Origin of the sequence: Enterobacter sp. RHBSTW-00994 (assembly GCF_013782625.1) — a bacterium.
Lineage (GTDB): Bacteria > Pseudomonadota > Gammaproteobacteria > Enterobacterales > Enterobacteriaceae > Enterobacter.
On the sequence record NZ_CP056199.1, the window covers coordinates 572,520 to 589,624 of the forward strand.

General features: G+C 49.7%; 18 protein-coding genes and 3 pseudogenes. 9 read left to right on the top strand and 12 right to left on the bottom strand.

The annotated features are described in order from the left end of the window. Positions 1-8: 8 nt before the first annotated feature. Positions 9-432 (top strand): annotated as a pseudogene (locus tag HV346_RS02705) (FosA7 family fosfomycin resistance glutathione transferase). A gap of 127 nt (positions 433-559) precedes the next feature. Here the strand turns inward: HV346_RS02705 and HV346_RS02710 are convergent. After that, a pseudogene (locus HV346_RS02710) lies at positions 560-1,213 on the bottom strand (IS630 family transposase); the annotation flags it as partial. Between the two features lie 289 nt (positions 1,214-1,502). Between HV346_RS02710 and HV346_RS02715 the strand changes: the two are divergent. Then, positions 1,503-2,174: an IS110 family transposase gene (locus HV346_RS02715; RefSeq protein WP_249415123.1), complete on the top strand. Its 672-nt coding sequence runs from the start codon at positions 1,503-1,505 to the stop codon at positions 2,172-2,174. A 515-nt stretch (positions 2,175-2,689) separates the two neighbouring features. Here HV346_RS02715 and HV346_RS23375 read toward each other — a convergent pair. The 5 genes from HV346_RS23375 to HV346_RS02740 all read right to left on the bottom strand — a co-directional run bounded on the left by HV346_RS23375 (position 2,690) and on the right by HV346_RS02740 (position 6,589). Next, positions 2,690-2,899, bottom strand: coding sequence for a hypothetical protein (locus tag HV346_RS23375; protein ID WP_249415124.1), 210 nt, complete (start codon positions 2,897-2,899; stop codon positions 2,690-2,692). Continuing rightward, on the bottom strand, positions 2,896-3,099 hold the full coding sequence (locus tag HV346_RS23380; RefSeq protein ID WP_249415125.1) for a hypothetical protein: 204 nt from the start codon (positions 3,097-3,099) through the stop codon (positions 2,896-2,898). The genes HV346_RS23375 and HV346_RS23380 overlap by 4 nt, the downstream gene beginning before the upstream one ends. A gap of 221 nt (positions 3,100-3,320) precedes the next feature. Next, entirely contained in the window at positions 3,321-4,739 is a 1,419-nt protein-coding gene (nhaC, locus tag HV346_RS02730; protein WP_181622077.1) for a Na+/H+ antiporter NhaC, read from the bottom strand. A gap of 11 nt (positions 4,740-4,750) precedes the next feature. Continuing rightward, positions 4,751-6,121, bottom strand: a complete 1,371-nt coding sequence (locus HV346_RS02735) for an FAD-dependent oxidoreductase (protein ID WP_181622078.1) — start codon at positions 6,119-6,121, stop codon at positions 4,751-4,753. Between the two features lie 297 nt (positions 6,122-6,418). Then, the gene (locus HV346_RS02740) at positions 6,419-6,589 is read right to left on the bottom strand and encodes a helix-turn-helix domain-containing protein (RefSeq protein ID WP_249415126.1); all 171 of its coding nucleotides are present in this window, start codon (positions 6,587-6,589) and stop codon (positions 6,419-6,421) included. Between the two features lie 241 nt (positions 6,590-6,830). Between HV346_RS02740 and HV346_RS02745 the strand changes: the two genes are divergently transcribed. Both HV346_RS02745 and dcm read left to right on the top strand, forming a co-directional pair. After that, on the top strand, positions 6,831-7,841 hold the full coding sequence (locus tag HV346_RS02745) for a hypothetical protein (protein WP_181622079.1): 1,011 nt from the start codon (positions 6,831-6,833) through the stop codon (positions 7,839-7,841). Next, complete coding sequence (gene dcm / locus HV346_RS02750; RefSeq protein WP_181622080.1) at positions 7,838-9,088, top strand: DNA (cytosine-5-)-methyltransferase; 1,251 nt, start codon at positions 7,838-7,840, stop codon at positions 9,086-9,088. Before HV346_RS02745 ends, dcm begins: the two co-directional genes overlap by 4 nt. Before the next feature lie 109 nt (positions 9,089-9,197). Here dcm and HV346_RS02755 read toward each other — a convergent pair whose 3' ends face one another. Then, a complete protein-coding gene (locus HV346_RS02755; RefSeq protein ID WP_181623676.1) occupies positions 9,198-10,064 on the bottom strand; it encodes a phosphorothioated DNA-binding restriction endonuclease in 867 nt (288 codons plus the stop codon). A 298-nt stretch (positions 10,065-10,362) separates the two neighbouring features. Between HV346_RS02755 and HV346_RS02760 the strand changes: the two are divergent. Next, positions 10,363-10,806, top strand: a pseudogene (locus HV346_RS02760) (SymE family type I addiction module toxin). A gap of 49 nt (positions 10,807-10,855) precedes the next feature. Here HV346_RS02760 and trpS read toward each other — a convergent pair. Next, positions 10,856-11,860: a tryptophan--tRNA ligase gene (trpS, locus tag HV346_RS02765; RefSeq protein WP_181622081.1), complete on the bottom strand. Its 1,005-nt coding sequence runs from the start codon at positions 11,858-11,860 to the stop codon at positions 10,856-10,858. Positions 11,861-12,058: 198 nt separating this feature from the next. Here trpS and fosA point away from each other — a divergent pair, with 198 nt between their 5' ends. Continuing rightward, positions 12,059-12,481 (top strand): FosA/FosA2 family fosfomycin resistance glutathione transferase, encoded by a 423-nt coding sequence (fosA, locus tag HV346_RS02770; RefSeq protein WP_181622082.1) that lies wholly within the window; start codon positions 12,059-12,061, stop codon positions 12,479-12,481. On the opposite strand, the gene HV346_RS02775 is transcribed toward fosA, so the two are convergent. Genes HV346_RS02775 through HV346_RS02785 form a run of 3 tightly spaced genes read right to left on the bottom strand, consistent with a single transcriptional unit; the run spans position 12,478 to position 13,895 of the window. Further along, positions 12,478-13,287: a GNAT family N-acetyltransferase gene (locus HV346_RS02775; RefSeq protein WP_181622083.1), complete on the bottom strand. Its 810-nt coding sequence runs from the start codon at positions 13,285-13,287 to the stop codon at positions 12,478-12,480. The genes fosA and HV346_RS02775 overlap by 4 nt on opposite strands. 42 nt (positions 13,288-13,329) lie before the next feature. Then, positions 13,330-13,716, bottom strand: a complete 387-nt coding sequence (locus tag HV346_RS02780; protein ID WP_181622084.1) for a VOC family protein — start codon at positions 13,714-13,716, stop codon at positions 13,330-13,332. Beyond that, positions 13,713-13,895 (bottom strand): hypothetical protein, encoded by a 183-nt coding sequence (locus HV346_RS02785; RefSeq protein ID WP_181622085.1) that lies wholly within the window; start codon positions 13,893-13,895, stop codon positions 13,713-13,715. Before HV346_RS02785 ends, HV346_RS02780 begins: the two co-directional genes overlap by 4 nt. Positions 13,896-13,988: 93 nt before the next feature. Between HV346_RS02785 and HV346_RS02790 the strand changes: the two genes are divergently transcribed. Together HV346_RS02790 and HV346_RS02795 are read left to right on the top strand one after the other, a co-directional pair. After that, the gene (locus HV346_RS02790) at positions 13,989-14,759 is read left to right on the top strand and encodes a DeoR/GlpR family DNA-binding transcription regulator (RefSeq protein WP_181622086.1); all 771 of its coding nucleotides are present in this window, start codon (positions 13,989-13,991) and stop codon (positions 14,757-14,759) included. Between the two features lie 64 nt (positions 14,760-14,823). Continuing rightward, positions 14,824-15,429, top strand: coding sequence for an ATP-dependent Clp protease proteolytic subunit (locus HV346_RS02795; RefSeq protein ID WP_181622087.1), 606 nt, complete (start codon positions 14,824-14,826; stop codon positions 15,427-15,429). A 29-nt stretch (positions 15,430-15,458) separates the two neighbouring features. Here the strand turns inward: HV346_RS02795 and HV346_RS02800 are convergent, their stop codons facing one another. Then, positions 15,459-15,755, bottom strand: a complete 297-nt coding sequence (locus HV346_RS02800) for an SH3 domain-containing protein (protein ID WP_181622088.1) — start codon at positions 15,753-15,755, stop codon at positions 15,459-15,461. Positions 15,756-15,962: 207 nt separating this feature from the next. On the opposite strand from HV346_RS02800, the gene HV346_RS02805 reads away from it, so the two are divergent. Further along, a complete protein-coding gene (locus HV346_RS02805) occupies positions 15,963-17,084 on the top strand; it encodes a cupin domain-containing protein (RefSeq protein ID WP_181622089.1) in 1,122 nt (373 codons plus the stop codon). Positions 17,085-17,105 lie beyond the last annotated feature (21 nt).

The window sequence follows — 17,105 nt, forward strand, 5'->3', positions numbered from 1 at the left end:
GTATCCCTATGCTTCAATCTCTGAATCACTTAACGCTTGCTGTCGGTAATTTGCAAACTAGCCTAGATATTCTAGCGTGATTTGCTGGGGTTGCTGCTACATGCTGAGTGGGATACCGGCGCTTATCTTACCTGTGGCGATCTTTGGATTTGCCTTTCTTACGACGTATCACGTAATTACGTGGCACCGCAGGAAAGTGACTATACCCACTACGCATTCAGCATCGCGCCAGAATATTTTGAACCGTTCTCGTATAAGCTGAAACAGGCAGGAGTGACGGTCTGGAAAGACAACAAAAGCGAAGGGCAATCTTTCTATTTTCTTGACCCGGATGGTCACAAGCTGGAGTTGCATGTGGGAGATTTAGCATCTCGACTGGTGCAATGCCGTGAGAAGCCTTACTCTGGAATGCGTTTCGGACCTGGAAAATAATCACGCAACTTTGTGATCTTCCACGCAGTATTCAATTTTATGTCCCATTCTGGGGGCAAATCCCCAAAATAAAATCTCACAATCCATTAATTTTCAATGAATTAAAAGAAAAGGCGAGTCCGGCCTTCGCACCGGCAAGATAGTATTTTTCATTCTGGCCCGGCGTGACAACGCGCTTTTGCTGCCCGCGTAACTGCCAGTCAGCGCCAACTTTGGGATTGAGGTGAATATCCACTTCATCTTCGTAAAACACCGGGTGTTCTGTGCTACAACTGGCTAACGCCACATTAATCGCTGTCATCTTTTCTTCCTTATTCGGATCCCGGATACGCAGTGTTGGTGTTGCTCTGCGCCATACCAGTCCGGCTGCAGGTAACCATCGCCGGATGGTTGATGCATGTAGCGAACAACCGATGACATCACGGGTTTTTATCGCCAGCAGTTCGGTACTCCAGCGGGAACGCTGATAACCAAAATCGCCGGGAGAATGCTTAGCAAGCTCACGCAGCAATGCGCAAACATGCCCGAACGGCCAGCGCCTCCTACGTCCTGACGGCAGTGACTTCAGGCCTTCAGCACCAGACCGCGTGAACCAGTTAATCCAGCGACCAATTGATGAGCGGGCGCAGCAGAGCGTTCTGGCAACATGACTGATGGTGTCACCACGATGCAGCATCAGCATGGCTGTGAGCCGCCGGGCGTGGTTTTTGTCCTTTGTTTTATGGATCGTTTTCTGCATCAGGCGTCGTTCAGTTCTGGGTATTGGTGCTATGATCGGCATTGCTTAGTCCGGCTGGTGATTTGGGATATTCAGCGATTAATCAGATCGCATAAACCGGAATGAGTTCCCCTAAGTGATCTACTATTCCGAGCAGTTATGTAGACATAGGGATTTTTTCAACTGTGCTGGTCAATTAGAGCAAGAGCAGAATAAAGAAACTTCTGAAGAAGAGTCCATGATTTTATGGACTCTTTTTTTTATTCTCACCTTTAAACCATCTATGAATAAATCGAACTTTTACTGAGCTGAAGGATCAGATCACGCATTCCCTGACAACGCAGGCTGCCCCGTGGCAAAGCAAAAGTTCAAAATCACCATCTGGCTCATCTACAACAAAGCCCTCATCAACCAGATAAGGGGATTGGGGGGGGAATATGGTATTGCCATGTCGGAAGGGGCTCATAAGATAATGGCCTGTCTGCCTGATTATCTGGAAGATGCGGAAAATGACCTGAGCGCACTCAGTCGGCAGTTGTTTCACGAAATGCTTCAGGAGCTACAGGCCAGTCAGCAGCGGATTAAAGAGCTGTACGTGCGTCTTGCGCATCTCAGTCAGCAAAATGAGGATACTCTCCGACTGGAAAGCATTCCTGGTATTGGGCCGATGGGAGCGTCAGCCCTGACGGTCGCTCTGGGTGACAGCAACGACTTTCATAATGGTCAACACTTTGCCAGCTATCTGGGGCTGGTGCCAAAAGAGCACAGTAGTGGCGGCAAGGTCAGACTTCTGGGCATAACGAAACGTGGAGATGGATATTTGCGGGGGCTACTTATTCATGGTGCCCGCTTGGTAGTCTACCGCGTCATTAATCTCCCGGAAGAGCGGTGTAACGGTCTCCAGCGATGGCTGAAGGGTATCATTGCCCGGGGGGTAAATAAGGCGGTGGTGGCGCTGGCCAACAAAAATGCCCAGATAGCCTGGGCACTGGTAAACCAGAAAACAGAGTATATAACCAGGTAACTCACTGATTTTAATAAGTCCAGAAAGTTGATGTGCTGACAGGTAGAACCGACTCTCTGTGAACCTGGCAAATAGCCGGGCTGTAATAAGCCATGACGCTAATGAGGCCAGAGAGTACGGATGTTCATCAGGGCTCACGAAGCCGGATATATGTGTGTGGCTACTTTGTCAGAAAAAGCTCTGTCCGTGCTTGCATCGGGGAGGTGTCCATATGGGCTATTTAGCCCACGGTGTATCCAGACGATCGGTATCCACTTTCCAGCGTTCTTCGTAGTGCGATTCGGATGAAAAATCTGTTTCGATCCCCATCGTGGCCGCTTCAAAATCCACGTGTCGTTGTTCAAGGATCTGCTGTATATCATCTGCAACCGCTGAGCGGGTATGAAGCAGGTTTTCGATTACCAGGCTAATTTCCTCACCTTTACGATACCAACCCTCACAATGGTGTAGTCGAAGGCCATGTAAACTGGCTAAAAATGCTGAAACGCCAGATGTATGGTCGGGCAGGGTTCGAGCTACTGAGGCGACGAGTGATGAGTCCTCTGGCTTAAAAAGTTCCACCCAAGTTGTGGAAGATCCAGTTTTGCACCGTTGGTAACAATCAGAATACGCAGCCACTTTTGCGCCGCTACCTTATCGCCTTCGAACAATTCTAGCGCGCGATCGATAACATGGATAATGCGCACCAGGCGTTCGCTCTGGTCAGCATTAAACAGTGTTTTCACGTTGTGACTAAGGTCGTTGACGGGATACCTGACATTTTGCACAGGTCGTTCTGGGAAATCTTCGCCCAGCCAGTGATCAGGGCTGCCACCTTGCCGTCCAGCCCATGCTGGATTGCTGCCCCATCTGAATTGCTCAGCCCGGCCGCCTGCCATAAGCGTGGCGGCCAGGCCTGCGTTGTGGATAAGCTAAATGTTTTCATGGCACATCTCCAGCTGGCAAATATATTATATCCAAATGGTGAGCTGCAAACGGCGCGTCTGTAAACCAGCCAGATGATGTGGGAATCCTCACCCTTTAGGGCGGGGAGGATGTCAATCGGAAAACCGTGCCTTATATCCCCGCCCCGAAGGACGGGGTTTTACGGCCTACCTGATAACCGTTCTTCGTAGACCCGGCAAGCGTAGTGCTGCTGGGTAGGGTTCAGGCAGGATTAAGCACCGCTGTTGGCTGATGTTTCAGCAGTCGGAATCCGGTGGACGCATAAATCAGCGCAAAGACCATCGAGCTGAAGAAGAACACGCAGTATGGCAGATAGCTGTAAACCGGAATACCCAGCGTTGTCGCCATATACAGCCCAGCGGCGGACCACGGAATAATTGGCGCCGTCATAGTGCCGAAGTCTTCCAGGGGGCGGGCCAGCACCAGCGAGTTCAGGTTCAGATCCTCAAACTTCTTCTGCATCAGTTCAGAAACGACAATTTTGTTCAGACCGTCGGATCCTGTCAGCAGGTTGATGATCACGCACAGTACGCCGCTGCACAGGATCGCGCTGAACACGCTTTTGATCTTGCTGGCGGCTTTTTGCAGCGCCACGTCCATCATCCCGGTGCCGGTGAGGATCCCGGCGAACATCATCGCGCAGATGATAAACGCCATGAAACCGCCCTGATTGTTCAGTCCGCCCTGTTCGAGCAGTTCACGCACCGAAGGCAGCACCGCACCATTCCCGACGCCGATCATCGTCAGCTTAAAGCCGCCCATGGTGGCTTTGATACCTTCTGTCAGTGGGAAACCCTGATATAGCCAGCCAATTACCACCGCCGTCAGCGCGCTGCATAGCAGGGCCGGGACCGTCGGCAGCCGCAGGAAGGTAAAGCACAGCACGATCAGCATCGGCAGCAGAGGCCAGAAGCCAAATTTGTACAGCGAAGCCAGCTGCGTCAGCATCTTCAGACTGTCGGCTGAAATTTCGCCCTGCGCGGTATGTGACAACCCCATGAAAATAAAGAATACGATACTGATGATGGTTGACGGAATCGTCGTCCACAGCAGGTATTTAATCAGATCGTAGAGCCGGGTTTTGGTCACGGCAGAAGTCAGGTTAGTGGTGTCGCTCAGCGGTGAGAGCTTATCGCCAAAATAAGCCCCGGTGACAATCGCCGCCGCCAGTACCGGCAGGTCGGCCTGCAGGCCTGTACCAATACCCATCAGCGCCACGCCGATGGAAGCCACCGATCCCCACGATGCCCCGGAAACATACGACAGCACGGCGTTAAGGATGAAGGCGATAACAAACAGCCAGCTCGGATCGACAAGTTTCATGCCGTAATACACCAGCATCGGCAGCGTGCCGGCGTAGCTCCAGGTGGCGACCATAAAGCCAACAAAAATCACAATCAGCACCGGCGCCATCACCGCGGCGATTTTCTCAATCACGAAAGCCTGAATTTCCTCGTAGGTATATTTTAAACGGGTGATGGCGATGATGGCGGAAAACGCCGCTGACAGCAGCAGGCAAACGCTGGCAGGCCAGCCCATCACCCCAATTCCCAGCACCAGCACCACGACCATAAAGACGATCGGGGTCAGCGCGACATAAAAACTCGGTTGCTCTCTCATATCGCCTCCGCTTAAAAAACTTTCACGCCGCTGGCTTCAAGGCGAGCCTGCACGTCGTGAATATTGACCTGAGAAACTCCCGTTGCGGACTGGAGCGCCACGGCAGCCGCCACGCCCGCACCTTCGCCGGTGACAATGCAGCAGCCCATATTGCGGATGGTGGCATAGGCGAAATCATCAGCGTCAATGGCACGCCCACAGACCAGCAGGTTTTCGACGTTCTGTGGCACCAGCGAGCCGTATGGGATCTGGAAATAGTGCGGTTTCAGCGGTAGCTGTAAGCGGCCATTACCGTCGATAAACTCCGGGAAAACGCCAATCGAATCGGCGTGACGGCCCTGATGACAGATGTCGTCGCCAGTGATGCGGCAGCGGCCGATAATGTGGCGTGATTCCCTCGTTCCCACGGTCATACCGAAGTTTTTGAGTTCAGCATTTTCAAAGCCGGGCAGGTATTTTTTCAGCACCTCGATGGCCTGCATCGCCTGTTTACGACCGTCAATTTCGGCGCGCGTCAGGTCGAGCACGTCCGTGCAGTCAACGGCTGGAATGCTCACCACGTTCAGGTAATTCGCATCGCCATAGTCGGTGACGGTGCTCCATGAGCCACCAAGCGTGACGTTCGCCGGGATCATCCCCGCCGATTTACCTTTGGCAAACACTTTGCCCAGATAAGGGCTGAACATGGCTTTGCAGGAATCATGAATGTCGTAGGACCAGTTTTTATTTTCTTCGTCAGCCCCCCAGTCGCCGTATTTCGGTTGGGTCTCCTTGATATGTGTCATAAATCTATTTTTATTGACATTCGAACAGCTAAATACTGTGGTGACGCACATTAAATCTTCTTTGGAACGCTTATGAAATGGCGCTCCGGCAAATGCCGCAATATCGGCGTCACCTGTACAGTCGATAATGACCTGCGCCAGTATCGCCTGACGTCCTGATTTACTTTCAGTGATGACCCCGGTGATTTTATTTTGCTCTTTAATTACGTCCACGGCGGTAATATGCAACACTCTTTGCACACCCGCCTGTTCCAGCATGACATCGGCAACCAGTTTAAATTTCTCGGCGTTAATCGCCTGGCTTAAAGACTGAGGCTCAGGTGCAGTCGCCCCCATTTTTCTGGCGGTTTCTTCAATTTCACGAGCTAGGCCGTTGGCTTCGACGGTGCTTTCATGGCGCCACCAGGCAATGGATTCAACGCCAGCAGTGGTCATCATGCCGCCGTAGCAGCCATAACGCTCAATCAACGTCGTGGGGATCCCCTGGCGTGCCGCAGCGATAGCCGCTGCAATTCCGGACGGACCACCACCCACAACCAGCACCTCGGTCTGTAACATCACTGGTATTTGACGGGCAGGCTCAACATAGTAATTCATGCCATCTCTCCGTAATCAGATAATCGTTGTGATATTCATGAGAAATATTCCCGATGAATGTTTACGTTATTTGTTAAAATTGCAAAAACCATGCTAAGCATAAAAATAAACTGGAAAAAGCATTCTTCCGGCTTTTTTATTAATTTCTGAAGGCTGGCGCATTCTTTCTTTTTATGAAAAATAAGTGGTATCGAAGTTATGACATAATCACAAATCAACGAGCCACCTGACAGACCATTTCAAATTAAAACATTTTTTCGTGGATGCTATTTTCATAATGAAACAGTGGCTATCTTTTTATTCCACCACGCCAGATTTAGGTTCAAGGTTATAGGCTTTCAGTTTACGCCACAGCGTAGTACGGCCAATTTTGAGGATCCCCGCGACTTTACTCAGGTTCCAGTCGCAGGCGCGGCAGGCATTTTCGATGGCCTGAATCTCAACCTCTTCCAGTGACGCCAGATGCACGACGCTTTCCTCTAACTTAATCAATAAAAATATTTACGAGGTGTAGTCTTTAATAGAGAAGTCATTCTAAGCAGTATTTGTTTAAATAATTTAATAAGTGTTAAATATAATGCTTGAATAAATACTAGATGGCAGATAAAATGTCTAATAAGAAATATTCTGGTAGATATGAATAAATTATTGTGTTATTGATATCTAATCATGAAAAATATTAAGATAATATTTGAATTAAGGATTTATCATGGAATTTGCAGAACTTTCAAAATCAGCTTGTCTTTATTGGCCTAAAGAACTGGCGGAAGAGGCACTTTCAGTAAGCTTGATTAGCCCTTTAATTGAAACACAAGAAGAGTTTTTATCAATTTTAAAGATCTCTAGCCATACGCCGACATCGTGGGTTGATGCGATTAAGCTTTGTGATGCTATTTCTCCAAATTTATTCTTAAAGCATTTAATGGTACTTTCAGATGTAGGAGGGGAGAGGTTACAGCGTTACTCAAAAGATATTAAAAGAATATTCCCAGATGGGAAAATGGTCTTTGAAACGAATGGTAAAGAGCATTCATACGAATTTAAAAGTAAAAGATCCTGGAATACAAAGAATCTGAACGTTGAAAAAAGTCTTTTGCTTAAAAATATTGATGATTTCAGTGATGAGATGATGGACGTTTGTATGCTGATTCTTTGGGCTGCAAATACGATAAATAATACTGCCTTGCCTAAAGAAATGATTGATAATTGTATTATTGGGAACATGATTGGTAATAAAGAGGAGATTACCAAGTTTGTCAGAGAGCGGTATATTATGGTGAGTCGTCAAACTGGTGGCTCAACTGCGAATGATTTGGGACATATTTGCGAAAAGTATATTAAAGAGAAATTAGAAGAAAAGGTTCATAGCTATATCTCTTTAGATGGTCATACCATCGAAGGTATTACACATAATGATAAAGATCTGACAACATTCGATCTGGTTGCAAAAAATACAAAAACAAAAAAAAGCATTGGTATTGAAGTTAGTTTTCAGGTGACAACAAATTCGACAATTGAGCGTAAGGCTGGATTAGCAAAAAGCAGGAAAGATTTGTTAAATTCAGCAGGCCATAAAGTTGCATATGTTATTGATGGTTCAGGGAATTTTCAAAGGGCTAATGCGATTAGAAGCATTATTTCGCATAGTGACATGACTGTGAATTTCTCAGATAATGGGATCAATGAATTAGCTGGATTTATATGTGAGACACTTAAATGATTAAATTTGTTGACCTTTTCTCTGGAACTGGGGGGATACGTCTGGGTTTTGAACAGGCTATGAAAGAGAAAGGGTTTGAAACTCACTGTATAAAGAGTGCTGAGATTGATAAAAATGCTTGTGAGACATACAAGTTAAATTTTGAAGAAGATTCTTATCATGACATTCATGATATTGATATAAAAGAAGATTTTGATGTTCTCCTGGCTGGTTTTCCATGCCAGGCTTTTTCGTATGCAGGTAAACAATTAGGGTTTGCAGATACTCGGGGCACACTCTTTTTTGAGGTCGAAAGAATAATAAAAAAGAATCGCCCAAAATTATGTTTACTTGAAAATGTTCGTGGGCTGACAAGTCATGATAAAGGCAGGACGTTTGCGACCATCATAGGCAAATTACATCAGTTGGGCTACAGTGTTGAGTATAGATTGCTCAACTCAAGTAATTTCGGCATCCCTCAAAATCGGGTGCGTATTTACATTGTTGCATCCCTGAATGAAGAATTAAATGTGACGATCCCGAACGATCTGGGTGCTAAAGACTCTCATAACTATGCACCTGGGATTTTATCGCACCATACTTATAAAGCATCTAAAGTTGAAGATATTTTAGAAGAAGATCCCGATCCCAAATACGATTGTAGTGATTGGTTCAGAGGACGCCTTGAAAGTATATTCGAGGGGGACCTCAATAAGGTTCATGGCATTCGACTTATTGATACCAGAAACGGGAATTCGATTCACTCCTGGGATTTGGGTCTAAAGGGGGATTGTACTGAAAACGAAGTTATGTTTATGAATTTGCTGATTGCAAACAGAAGAAAACATATTTTTGGTACTCACCAGGATGGTAAGGCACTTTCCATTGAGCAGATCAAGACGTTTTATGAATTTAATGATCTTGATGAGGTGATAGGAGCTCTGTTGTCCAAAGGATACTTGAAAAATATCGACGGAAAATATAATCCAGTATGCGGAAATATGTCTTTTGAAGTTTTCAAGTTTCTTGATCCGAAAAAAATATCCATCACTTTAACGGCTTCTGATACAAACCGACTTGGTGTTTTTTATAATAACCGGTTGAGAAAGTTAACACCAAGAGAGGCCGCTCGATTACAAGGCTATCCAGATGATTATATATTGCACCCAAAAGATGTATTGGCTTACAAACAACTGGGTAACGCCGTAAGTGTGCCTGTGATTCGCAATATATTTCTGGACTTACTGAACCATAATAATATTTTTTAAAGTAAAAATAAGGCTGATGAAATCAGCCTTATTTTTTTTGATCATGTATTGTTTAAAGTTTAAAATAACCGGGTTATATCTTTTCATAAGAAAATAAATACCTATATTTTCATAAAAATACTTCTCGCCGATGCCATTCTAAAAAGGTCTCATTGGGGTAATTCCCCTTCATCATCGGCAGTGAAATTTGCTTCCCGGCAAAGTCCCGGAACAGCCTCGCGACAATCCCACCTCCATTTACTGCCTCAGAAATAAGCACCCGCATATTCTCATCCAGCCCAATCGAGCCTCTATCGAACGCCTTATGATGAATTGCGCACAGTGCCAGCCCGTTCGGAATTTCACATGGCCCACCATACTGTTTCCATTTGATATGGGCCGCTTCCAGGGCTACTGGGGAATGATCGTGCCGCATGTTGAATCCGCAGATCGCACATTCATAGTTATACGCACGCAGTACCTGCTGGCGGAAAAGCGGATCGCGCACCTTGCGGATCTGCTGGATATCAAAACCCATCTCATCCGCGATCTCTTCTTGGATGCTTTCAGGGAAGTGCGTTTCAAGGATCTGTTGCGCGAGTGAGCCAATCAGTTTTGAGCTTTTAATCAGCAATGCATAGTTTTCTTCATCAAACCCACCTGCAACGCGCTGTTTAACAAGTTCTCCCGCAGGCGGCTGTCGGTTTCCTGATGTCGAACAGAACTCGTCATTTTCCAGTTCCCAGAACCCATCGCCTTTGAGGCGCCAGAACGGCATGTCAGGGCGATACTGGGCACGTTGCGGGCCAAACCGTTCCAGCAGGCTATGCAGCTGATCGCGCACTTCCGTACTATAGTCGAACAGGCGAGCATGCCCCTGCTGGTAATTTGCCAACACATACAGAAGCAAAAGAGGCTTATGTGGCGCACGCTGTTCACCTTTGCGCCAGATGGTGATATCGGCAATTGCCTGTTCGAGAATGTTGCTGGAAGCCATCGCTTTACGGAAGAAGATAAATAATTGCGATGATGCTCGCAAAACGTAGGCCAATCAACCCACCCCCTGAAAAAACGTCACCTTACACATCCAGCATTATTTCCTGAATCCGCCTCGCAAATTTCAATTTAATATCACCGTAAACCACTGTGCTTATATTTGGTACAGTGTAGTGGGCGTTAGAGATAATGCTATTTGGCAAAGAGGTATATCAAGGGATATATTTACGAAGAAACGCGATATGAAGGTGCGACAACACCCTCATACCGCTGACCACAAAAAATAAGAGGAGTTGAAAATAGCTTTGACGAATTTTAAGGCAGAGTTTTTTCTTTTCAAACAGAATCAGATGCTTTTATGGTGGTGATTGAAAATCGCGATCTGATATGCAAAAAAAGTATTCACCGCCTTTACGGCAACCCGACGAATATCGCGCCGGCTCATCCTCGAGTGGGAACAGCGCAAGAGCGTTCGGCTGTATTCCAGAGTAGACCATAAATATCTTCCTCTGGCGGACGACTGGTTAACCCTGGTGGGTTTTATCAACGGTATTCCTGTAAAAAAACGGGTAATGAAAGACTGCATTGTTATTACGCCGCAACATACAAGAGAATTATGGGGATGCCTGGAAAACATGGGCGTTGTGAATATAAATAAACAGAACGTCGCGTAGTGGTTAAAAACATTTCCGGGATCGTTGAATGATACTGGCGATATCCCGGTGATTAAACGTAATGTCTGAGAAATATCCCGACCCTGCGCCGGGATTAATATTTACAACATGCACGCCTTTACATCACAGGTATCCCCAACCCCGCCTTAACCTCCCGCAGCGTCCCCTGCGTCACCCCCTGTGCCCGTTCCGTTCCGCGTTTCAGCATCGCCATCAGCTCCCCCTTATCCTGCATATACATCGCTCTTCGTTCCCGCATCGGCGCAATAAGTTCCTGTAAGCACGCTTCCAGCACGTTTTTGCATGCCCGGTCCCCAAGCCCGCCAGCCTGATAGTGCGCCTTCATCGCCGCCACTTTGGTTTTGTCCGGATGAAACGCATCCAGGTAGGTAAACACGACGTTGCCCGTTATCTGCCCTGGGTCGCTCACTTTCAGATGAGTTGGGTCCGTGTACATGGCGCTGACGGCCTGGTGAATGGCCTCTTCACTGGCAGAAAGGTGCAGCGTGTTGCCGAGTGATTTCGACATTTTTGCGCTGCCATCAATGCCGGGCAGGCGGCTGGTGTCGCTCAGCATCGCTTTGCAGTGGCGCAGTACGGGGGCGGGCAGCAGGCTATTCATCTTATGAACGATCTCGTTGGTCTGCTCAATCATCGGCAACTGGTCGTCACCAACGGGTACGCACTCGGCCCTGAATGCGGTGATGTCCGCCGCCTGGCTGATGGGGTAGGCCATAAACCCGACCGGCAGCGAGCGGGCAAACCCTTTCTGTGCAATCTCATTTTTCACCGTCGGGTTACGCTCCACGCGGGCGACGGTGACGATGTTCATGTACAGCATTGTCAGTTCGGCAAGGGCGGGCAGGGCAGATTGCAGGCAGATCGTGGTCAGGTTCGGGTCGATACCGGCGGCGAGATAGTCGGCCAGCACTTCGGGGATATTATCGCGGATCTTCTGCGGATTGCTGCCGTTGTCGGTCAGTCCCTGAAGATCGGCGATTAAGACAAACTGTTGGTGGCTGTGTTGCAGGGCAACGCGCTGGCGCAGCGAGCCGACATAGTGACCCAGATGCAGCGGGCCGGTTGGACGGTCACCAGTGAGAATGGTGCTTTGGGTATTCATAAAAACTCCTTAAGGGTGAGTGCCGAAAGGGGTTCTGGAAATGCAATAGCCGCCTTTCGGCGGCTATCTGAATGTGGGAAAAACTACTCCGTGCCGCCTTTAAGAAGGCAGCCACCAACGGTTTACGGTGAGTACGGCGTGGTTTATGTTCATCCCATTACCGTATCATGTCTGGCGCGAAAAACAAAAGGGCATCCCATGCTGCAATCTCTCAACCATCTGACGCTTGCCGTCAGCGATCTGCAAAAAAGCGTCACTTTCTGGCGCGATCTCCTGGGGCTTACGCTTCATGCGCAGTGGTATACCGGTGCATATCTCAGTTGTGGCGATCTCTGGCTTTGCCTTTCATATGATGACGCGCGACGCGTGGTTCCCCCGCAGGAGAGCGACTACACCCATTACGCATTTAGCGTTGCAGAGGACGATTTTGGCCCGTTGTCGCACAAGCTGGAACAGGCGGGTGTTAGCGTCTGGAAGCAGAACAAAAGCGAAGGGGCATCGTTTTACTTTCTGGATCCGGACGGGCACAAGCTGGAACTGCATGTCGGCAATCTCGCGGCACGGCTGGCAGCGTGTCGCGAGATGCCCTATGCAGGAATGCAGTTTTATCCGCAGGACTAACGCTGCACCATCTCATACTGTGTGATCGCCAGCGGCTGGTATCCGGCGGCGGCGCACAGCGGGGCGAAATGTTCCGGTACTGCCACGGGTGTGCTGATTCCGGGGTAACGGGCGTTGAGATGTTGCAGCATCTGACGTGCATGCCCCTGGCCGCGCGACGTAGGTTCGACAAATAAAAAGCGCAACTGCGGTATTGGAGCGTTTGTCGTGATAGCAGCCCAGGCGCCAGAGTCTTCTCTGAAGACCTGGCAAGGCAGCAACGGCAGAGAGAGCGGATCGAGCTGCCAGGGTATGTGCTCCGCAGGAGCAGACCAGACCGCCCTGAGCAGTTCATCAGTGGTTGCGGCGTTCAGTTCTCCATTGATATGGACCCCGCGAACATCCCCTTTAAATCCCCACAGCCCCTGTGTGAGGTGAAAGCCCAGGGATCTATACAACGCGATGGCGGCGCTGTTTTCGCGAAGCACTTCCAGATAAAAGTGGGTGATGCCCTGCGCTTTGATCGACTCACACAAGGGGGACAGCAGGCCACGTGCCAGCCCTTTGCCGCGATAAGCTGGAATGATAGCAAATGCGCCCAGTCTGGCGGTGTTGGCTCGTCGGTTGATAAGGGCGATAGCCACCGGTTCATCGCCTCTGAGCCAGACGCGGGAAGCCTCCAGGCTGACGCCCTCGGAACTGAATCGTAAGGCAAAGGCTTCAGGCGTGAGCGAGAACGGGACGAAATAATCCTGAAAGCAGCGTTCCAGAATACCGGTAAGTTCGGCAACGCTGAAGTGAAGGGCACTTACGGCAGTCAGTTCCATCGCAATTATCCATGTGGGCTAATGGAGAGTGAGTGTAGCGGATTATGCCCCAACCAGTTCAATCCTGTTTCCGTCTGGATCGGCAATCACGGCTTCATAAAACCCATCTCCCGTCATTCGCGGCGGGCTAAGCAGTGTGTCGTTTAACTTTGCCTGCTCTGCCATTTTGTCCACGTTACCTTTACTGCCGACATTGATGGCGATATGTGCCCAACCGACAAATTCAGCATAAGCGGGGGCATCGGGCAGTTGAGGAACGGTCATGAGCTCAATGGTCGGCCCGTCGTTCAGCGTCATAAAGTGCGATGCAAATCCGGCGCGGTTGTTACTGAGGTAGCGTTCGTTACAGTGCCCGCCAAAAACGGTTTCCCAGAACTGAACCTGTGCGTCAAGGTTGCGGGTCCAGAGTGCGACATGTGCAATATTCATATTAACCCTCGTTGTTTGTTCGGTGTGGTGTTGATGATCCCCGGAAAACTGGCCGGTAGCTCTTCATGCAGTACCTTTTGCCGGCATCTCTCGGTGTGGATGACAGGCTCAACGCAAAAGCCGTCATAGGGTTTACTGGGGACGACTTGATCCTGGTGTCGATCGTTGCTCTTCATCATGATGCTTCCTCTGACCACATCGATTGACAGAATGAGCCGCTATGCAACATTATGCGCATTGATGCTCGATTCACGTTTTCAAAAGGATTTATTATGCTCGATTATGCTGCTTTTCCTGAACAACGACAAGACCTGATCCGCCAAATCCTTCAGGAGAACGGAAGAGTGGTGTGCGCCGAACTAGCCACGCAGATGAAGGTGTCTGAGCATACAATTCGCCGTGATTTACATGAGCTTAGCAAAGAAGGTTTCTGTAAAAAGGTCTACGGTGGGGCAGTCCTTCAGCTTCCGGATGCGGGAAATTTTTTCAGCCGTGAGCAAAAAGATAGTGCAAAAAAAGACACAATCGCGCAGAAAGCAGCAACCCTGATCAAAGCCAGCGGCTGCATTTTTATCGATACCGGAACCACCAACCTGGCGCTGGCGAAAGCACTCCCGGCAGATCTCAGCATCACGGTGGTGACGAACTCCCCGGCGATTGCGGCCGAGCTGCTGCGGCATCCTCTTTGTGAAGTGATCATGACAGGTGGGCAGATCCAGCGGGCGTCCGGTGGCGCGGTTGGGGCGACGGCAGCCGGCCAGATCCAGGGCATTATTTTCGATCAGGCATTTATTGGTGGCTGCGCGATGGACCCGGATATGGGGCTGACCGGTTTTGATTTTGCCGACTGTGAATTCAAAAAAGCGGTGATCGCACAAAGCAATCAGACCATTGTGGCCCTGATGACGGACAAGCTTCCCGGCGTGGCGCGCTTTGTGGTGGCAAAGAGCCGCGATATCGATGTGCTGGTGGTCGAAAAGCCGATGGAGAAAGAGGTTTCCGCCGCGTTTGCCGCACAGGATGTTCGCATTGTGTGCGCTTGAGGACTTTGACAGGCAAAACAGGCTACACTCTGGTTTTGAGCGCTAAAAGCCGAGGATAAGAACAATGCACTACACACAGAAAGATCGCGACAACACTGAGAAAGCAGAGGGGAAAAACGGCGCGGGCGCTCTGCAGCAAAAACTGCTTGAGTCACGCTCGATTATTATCTCGGGTGAAATCGACCAGGCGCTGGCCGAGAAAGTGATTGCTCAGTTGATCCTGCTGCAAAGCGTGAGTAACGATCCGATCAAGCTGTACATCAACAGCCAGGGCGGTCACGTGGAAGCGGGCGATACCATCCACGATTTTATTAAGTTCATTCGCCCGGATGTGCATGTGATCGGGACAGGCTGGGTGGCAAGCGCCGGGATCACTATCTTCCTGGCGGCGAAAAAAGAGCACCGCTATGCGCTGCCAAATACCCGTTTTATGATCCATCAGCCGCTGGGTGGCGTGCGGGGTCAGGCGACGGATATCGAAATCGAAGCACGCGAAATCATTCGCATGCTGGATCGCGTGAATAAGTTGATTGCCGACGCAACGGGTCAGCCGCTGGAAAAAGTGAAAAAAGACACCGACCGTAATTTCTGGATGTCGCCTGCAGAAGCACTGGACTACGGCATTGTGGGGAAAATTATTACCCATTATGACGAGCTGAAGCTGGACTGATTCAGGTCAAAAGCGCCCGGAAACGGGCGCTAACGCACATCAAATACCACCGCCATCCAGTTTATTCGGGTGCTTTCCGGGAATGCCGGATACGGATCAGGCCGCGTACAGGCTCCCGCCCAGATAAACGTCTCGTCATCAATACGATACCAGTGCGCGTTACCTTCTACCGCATCCCCCACCACGGCGGCCTGAACCCTGACATCACTTCCGGCGGGTAATGCATGGGCGACAGGTGAAAACACGGACGGATTATCTTTGCGCGTATAGACCCCAATGGTGGTCCTCACGTTGCCCGTAATCGGGAGTTCGGGGAAATCGCTCATCTCAGGCCTCATGACAACACTCTCTCTTAACGTAACGATATAAGCTGCTGTAAATCTGGCGATCACGATAAAGCGTTAAACTGTCACGCTGTGTCATACGAACGGCTGACGGGCAAGGCTTTTTATCCCCGTTTGACCCACGACAAGGCAGCCTGCCTGTGCCTCTTTCATAATCGCACCTGTCTCCCCTCCTTACTGGTGCAACTTATGGCGTATCAACTGAACCTGAACTGGCCGGAATTTCTTGAAAAATACTGGCAAAAACAACCTGTTGTGCTGAAAAATGCCTTTCCCGATTTTATCGATCCGATTACCCCGGATGAACTGGCCGGGCTGGCAATGGAGCCGGAAGTCGATAGCCGCCTGGTGAGCCATTTCAACGGCAAGTGGCAGGCGAGCAACGGTCCATTTGAGGACTTCGAGGGCTTAGGTGAAACCGGCTGGTCGCTGCTGGCCCAGGCTGTTAACCACTGGCATATGCCGTCTGCTGAACTGGTTCGCCCGTTCCGTGTTCTGCCGGACTGGCGTCTTGATGATCTGATGATCTCCTTCTCTGTGCCTGGCGGCGGCGTCGGTCCTCATATCGATCAATACGATGTGTTTATCATTCAGGGAATGGGGAGCCGCCGCTGGCGTGTAGGCGACAAGCTGCCAATGCGTCAGTTCTGTCCGCATCCTGCATTGCTGCACGTTGATCCGTTTGAGCCGATCATCGATGAAGATCTGGAACCGGGCGATATCCTCTACATTCCACCTGGATTCCCGCACGACGGCTTCACCCATGAAACCGCGCTGAACTACTCCGTGGGTTTCCGTGGGCCAAATGGCCGTGACCTGATCAGCAGCTTTGCCGATTACGCACTGGAAAACGATCTGGGGGGTGAACACTACAGCGATCCGGATCTGACCTGCCGCGAACACCCTGGGCGCGTGGAACAGTACGAGCTTGATCGCATTCGTCAGATGATGATCGACATGATCAGCAAACCGGATGACTTCACGAAATGGTTTGGCAGCTTTGTCTCTACGCCGCGCCACGAGCTGGATATTGCGACAGCGGAACCGGCCTATGAGCCGGAAGAGGTGCTGGATGCGCTTCAGGGCGGTGAAACGCTCACTCGCCTGAGTGGTTTGCGCGTACTGAACATCGGTGGGCGCTTCTTTATCAACAGCGAACTGCTGGAAACGGTGGATGCGAAAGCCGCAGATGTGCTGTGTCGTTATACGGAATTCGGTCAGGCTGAACTGGGCGAGGCCCTGAATAACCCGGTGTTTGTTGAAGAGTTAACCGGGCTGATTAACCAGGGTTACTGGTTCTTCGAAGAGTAATATCTGCTATCAGCGGCGGGC

What these genes read in the sequence shown, in the direction of transcription:
- HV346_RS02755 (WP_181623676.1), bottom strand. Translation starts at nt 10,064, where the DNA reads ATGGCTTCCAGCAACATTCTCGAACAGGCAATTGCCGATATCACCATC.
- HV346_RS02805 (WP_181622089.1), top strand. Translation starts at nt 15,963, where the DNA reads ATGGCGTATCAACTGAACCTGAACTGGCCGGAATTTCTTGAAAAATAC.
- HV346_RS02795 (WP_181622087.1), top strand. Translation starts at nt 14,824, where the DNA reads ATGCACTACACACAGAAAGATCGCGACAACACTGAGAAAGCAGAGGGG.
- HV346_RS23380 (WP_249415125.1), bottom strand. Translation starts at nt 3,099, where the DNA reads ATGAAAACATTTAGCTTATCCACAACGCAGGCCTGGCCGCCACGCTTA.
- HV346_RS02785 (WP_181622085.1), bottom strand. Translation starts at nt 13,895, where the DNA reads ATGATGAAGAGCAACGATCGACACCAGGATCAAGTCGTCCCCAGTAAA.
- HV346_RS02745 (WP_181622079.1), top strand. Translation starts at nt 6,831, where the DNA reads ATGGAATTTGCAGAACTTTCAAAATCAGCTTGTCTTTATTGGCCTAAA.
- trpS (WP_181622081.1), bottom strand. Translation starts at nt 11,860, where the DNA reads ATGAATACCCAAAGCACCATTCTCACTGGTGACCGTCCAACCGGCCCG.
- HV346_RS02735 (WP_181622078.1), bottom strand. Translation starts at nt 6,121, where the DNA reads ATGAATTACTATGTTGAGCCTGCCCGTCAAATACCAGTGATGTTACAG.
- HV346_RS02790 (WP_181622086.1), top strand. Translation starts at nt 13,989, where the DNA reads ATGCTCGATTATGCTGCTTTTCCTGAACAACGACAAGACCTGATCCGC.
- HV346_RS02780 (WP_181622084.1), bottom strand. Translation starts at nt 13,716, where the DNA reads ATGAATATTGCACATGTCGCACTCTGGACCCGCAACCTTGACGCACAG.
- fosA (WP_181622082.1), top strand. Translation starts at nt 12,059, where the DNA reads ATGCTGCAATCTCTCAACCATCTGACGCTTGCCGTCAGCGATCTGCAA.
- HV346_RS02775 (WP_181622083.1), bottom strand. Translation starts at nt 13,287, where the DNA reads ATGGAACTGACTGCCGTAAGTGCCCTTCACTTCAGCGTTGCCGAACTT.
- HV346_RS02800 (WP_181622088.1), bottom strand. Translation starts at nt 15,755, where the DNA reads ATGAGCGATTTCCCCGAACTCCCGATTACGGGCAACGTGAGGACCACC.
- dcm (WP_181622080.1), top strand. Translation starts at nt 7,838, where the DNA reads ATGATTAAATTTGTTGACCTTTTCTCTGGAACTGGGGGGATACGTCTG.
- nhaC (WP_181622077.1), bottom strand. Translation starts at nt 4,739, where the DNA reads ATGAGAGAGCAACCGAGTTTTTATGTCGCGCTGACCCCGATCGTCTTT.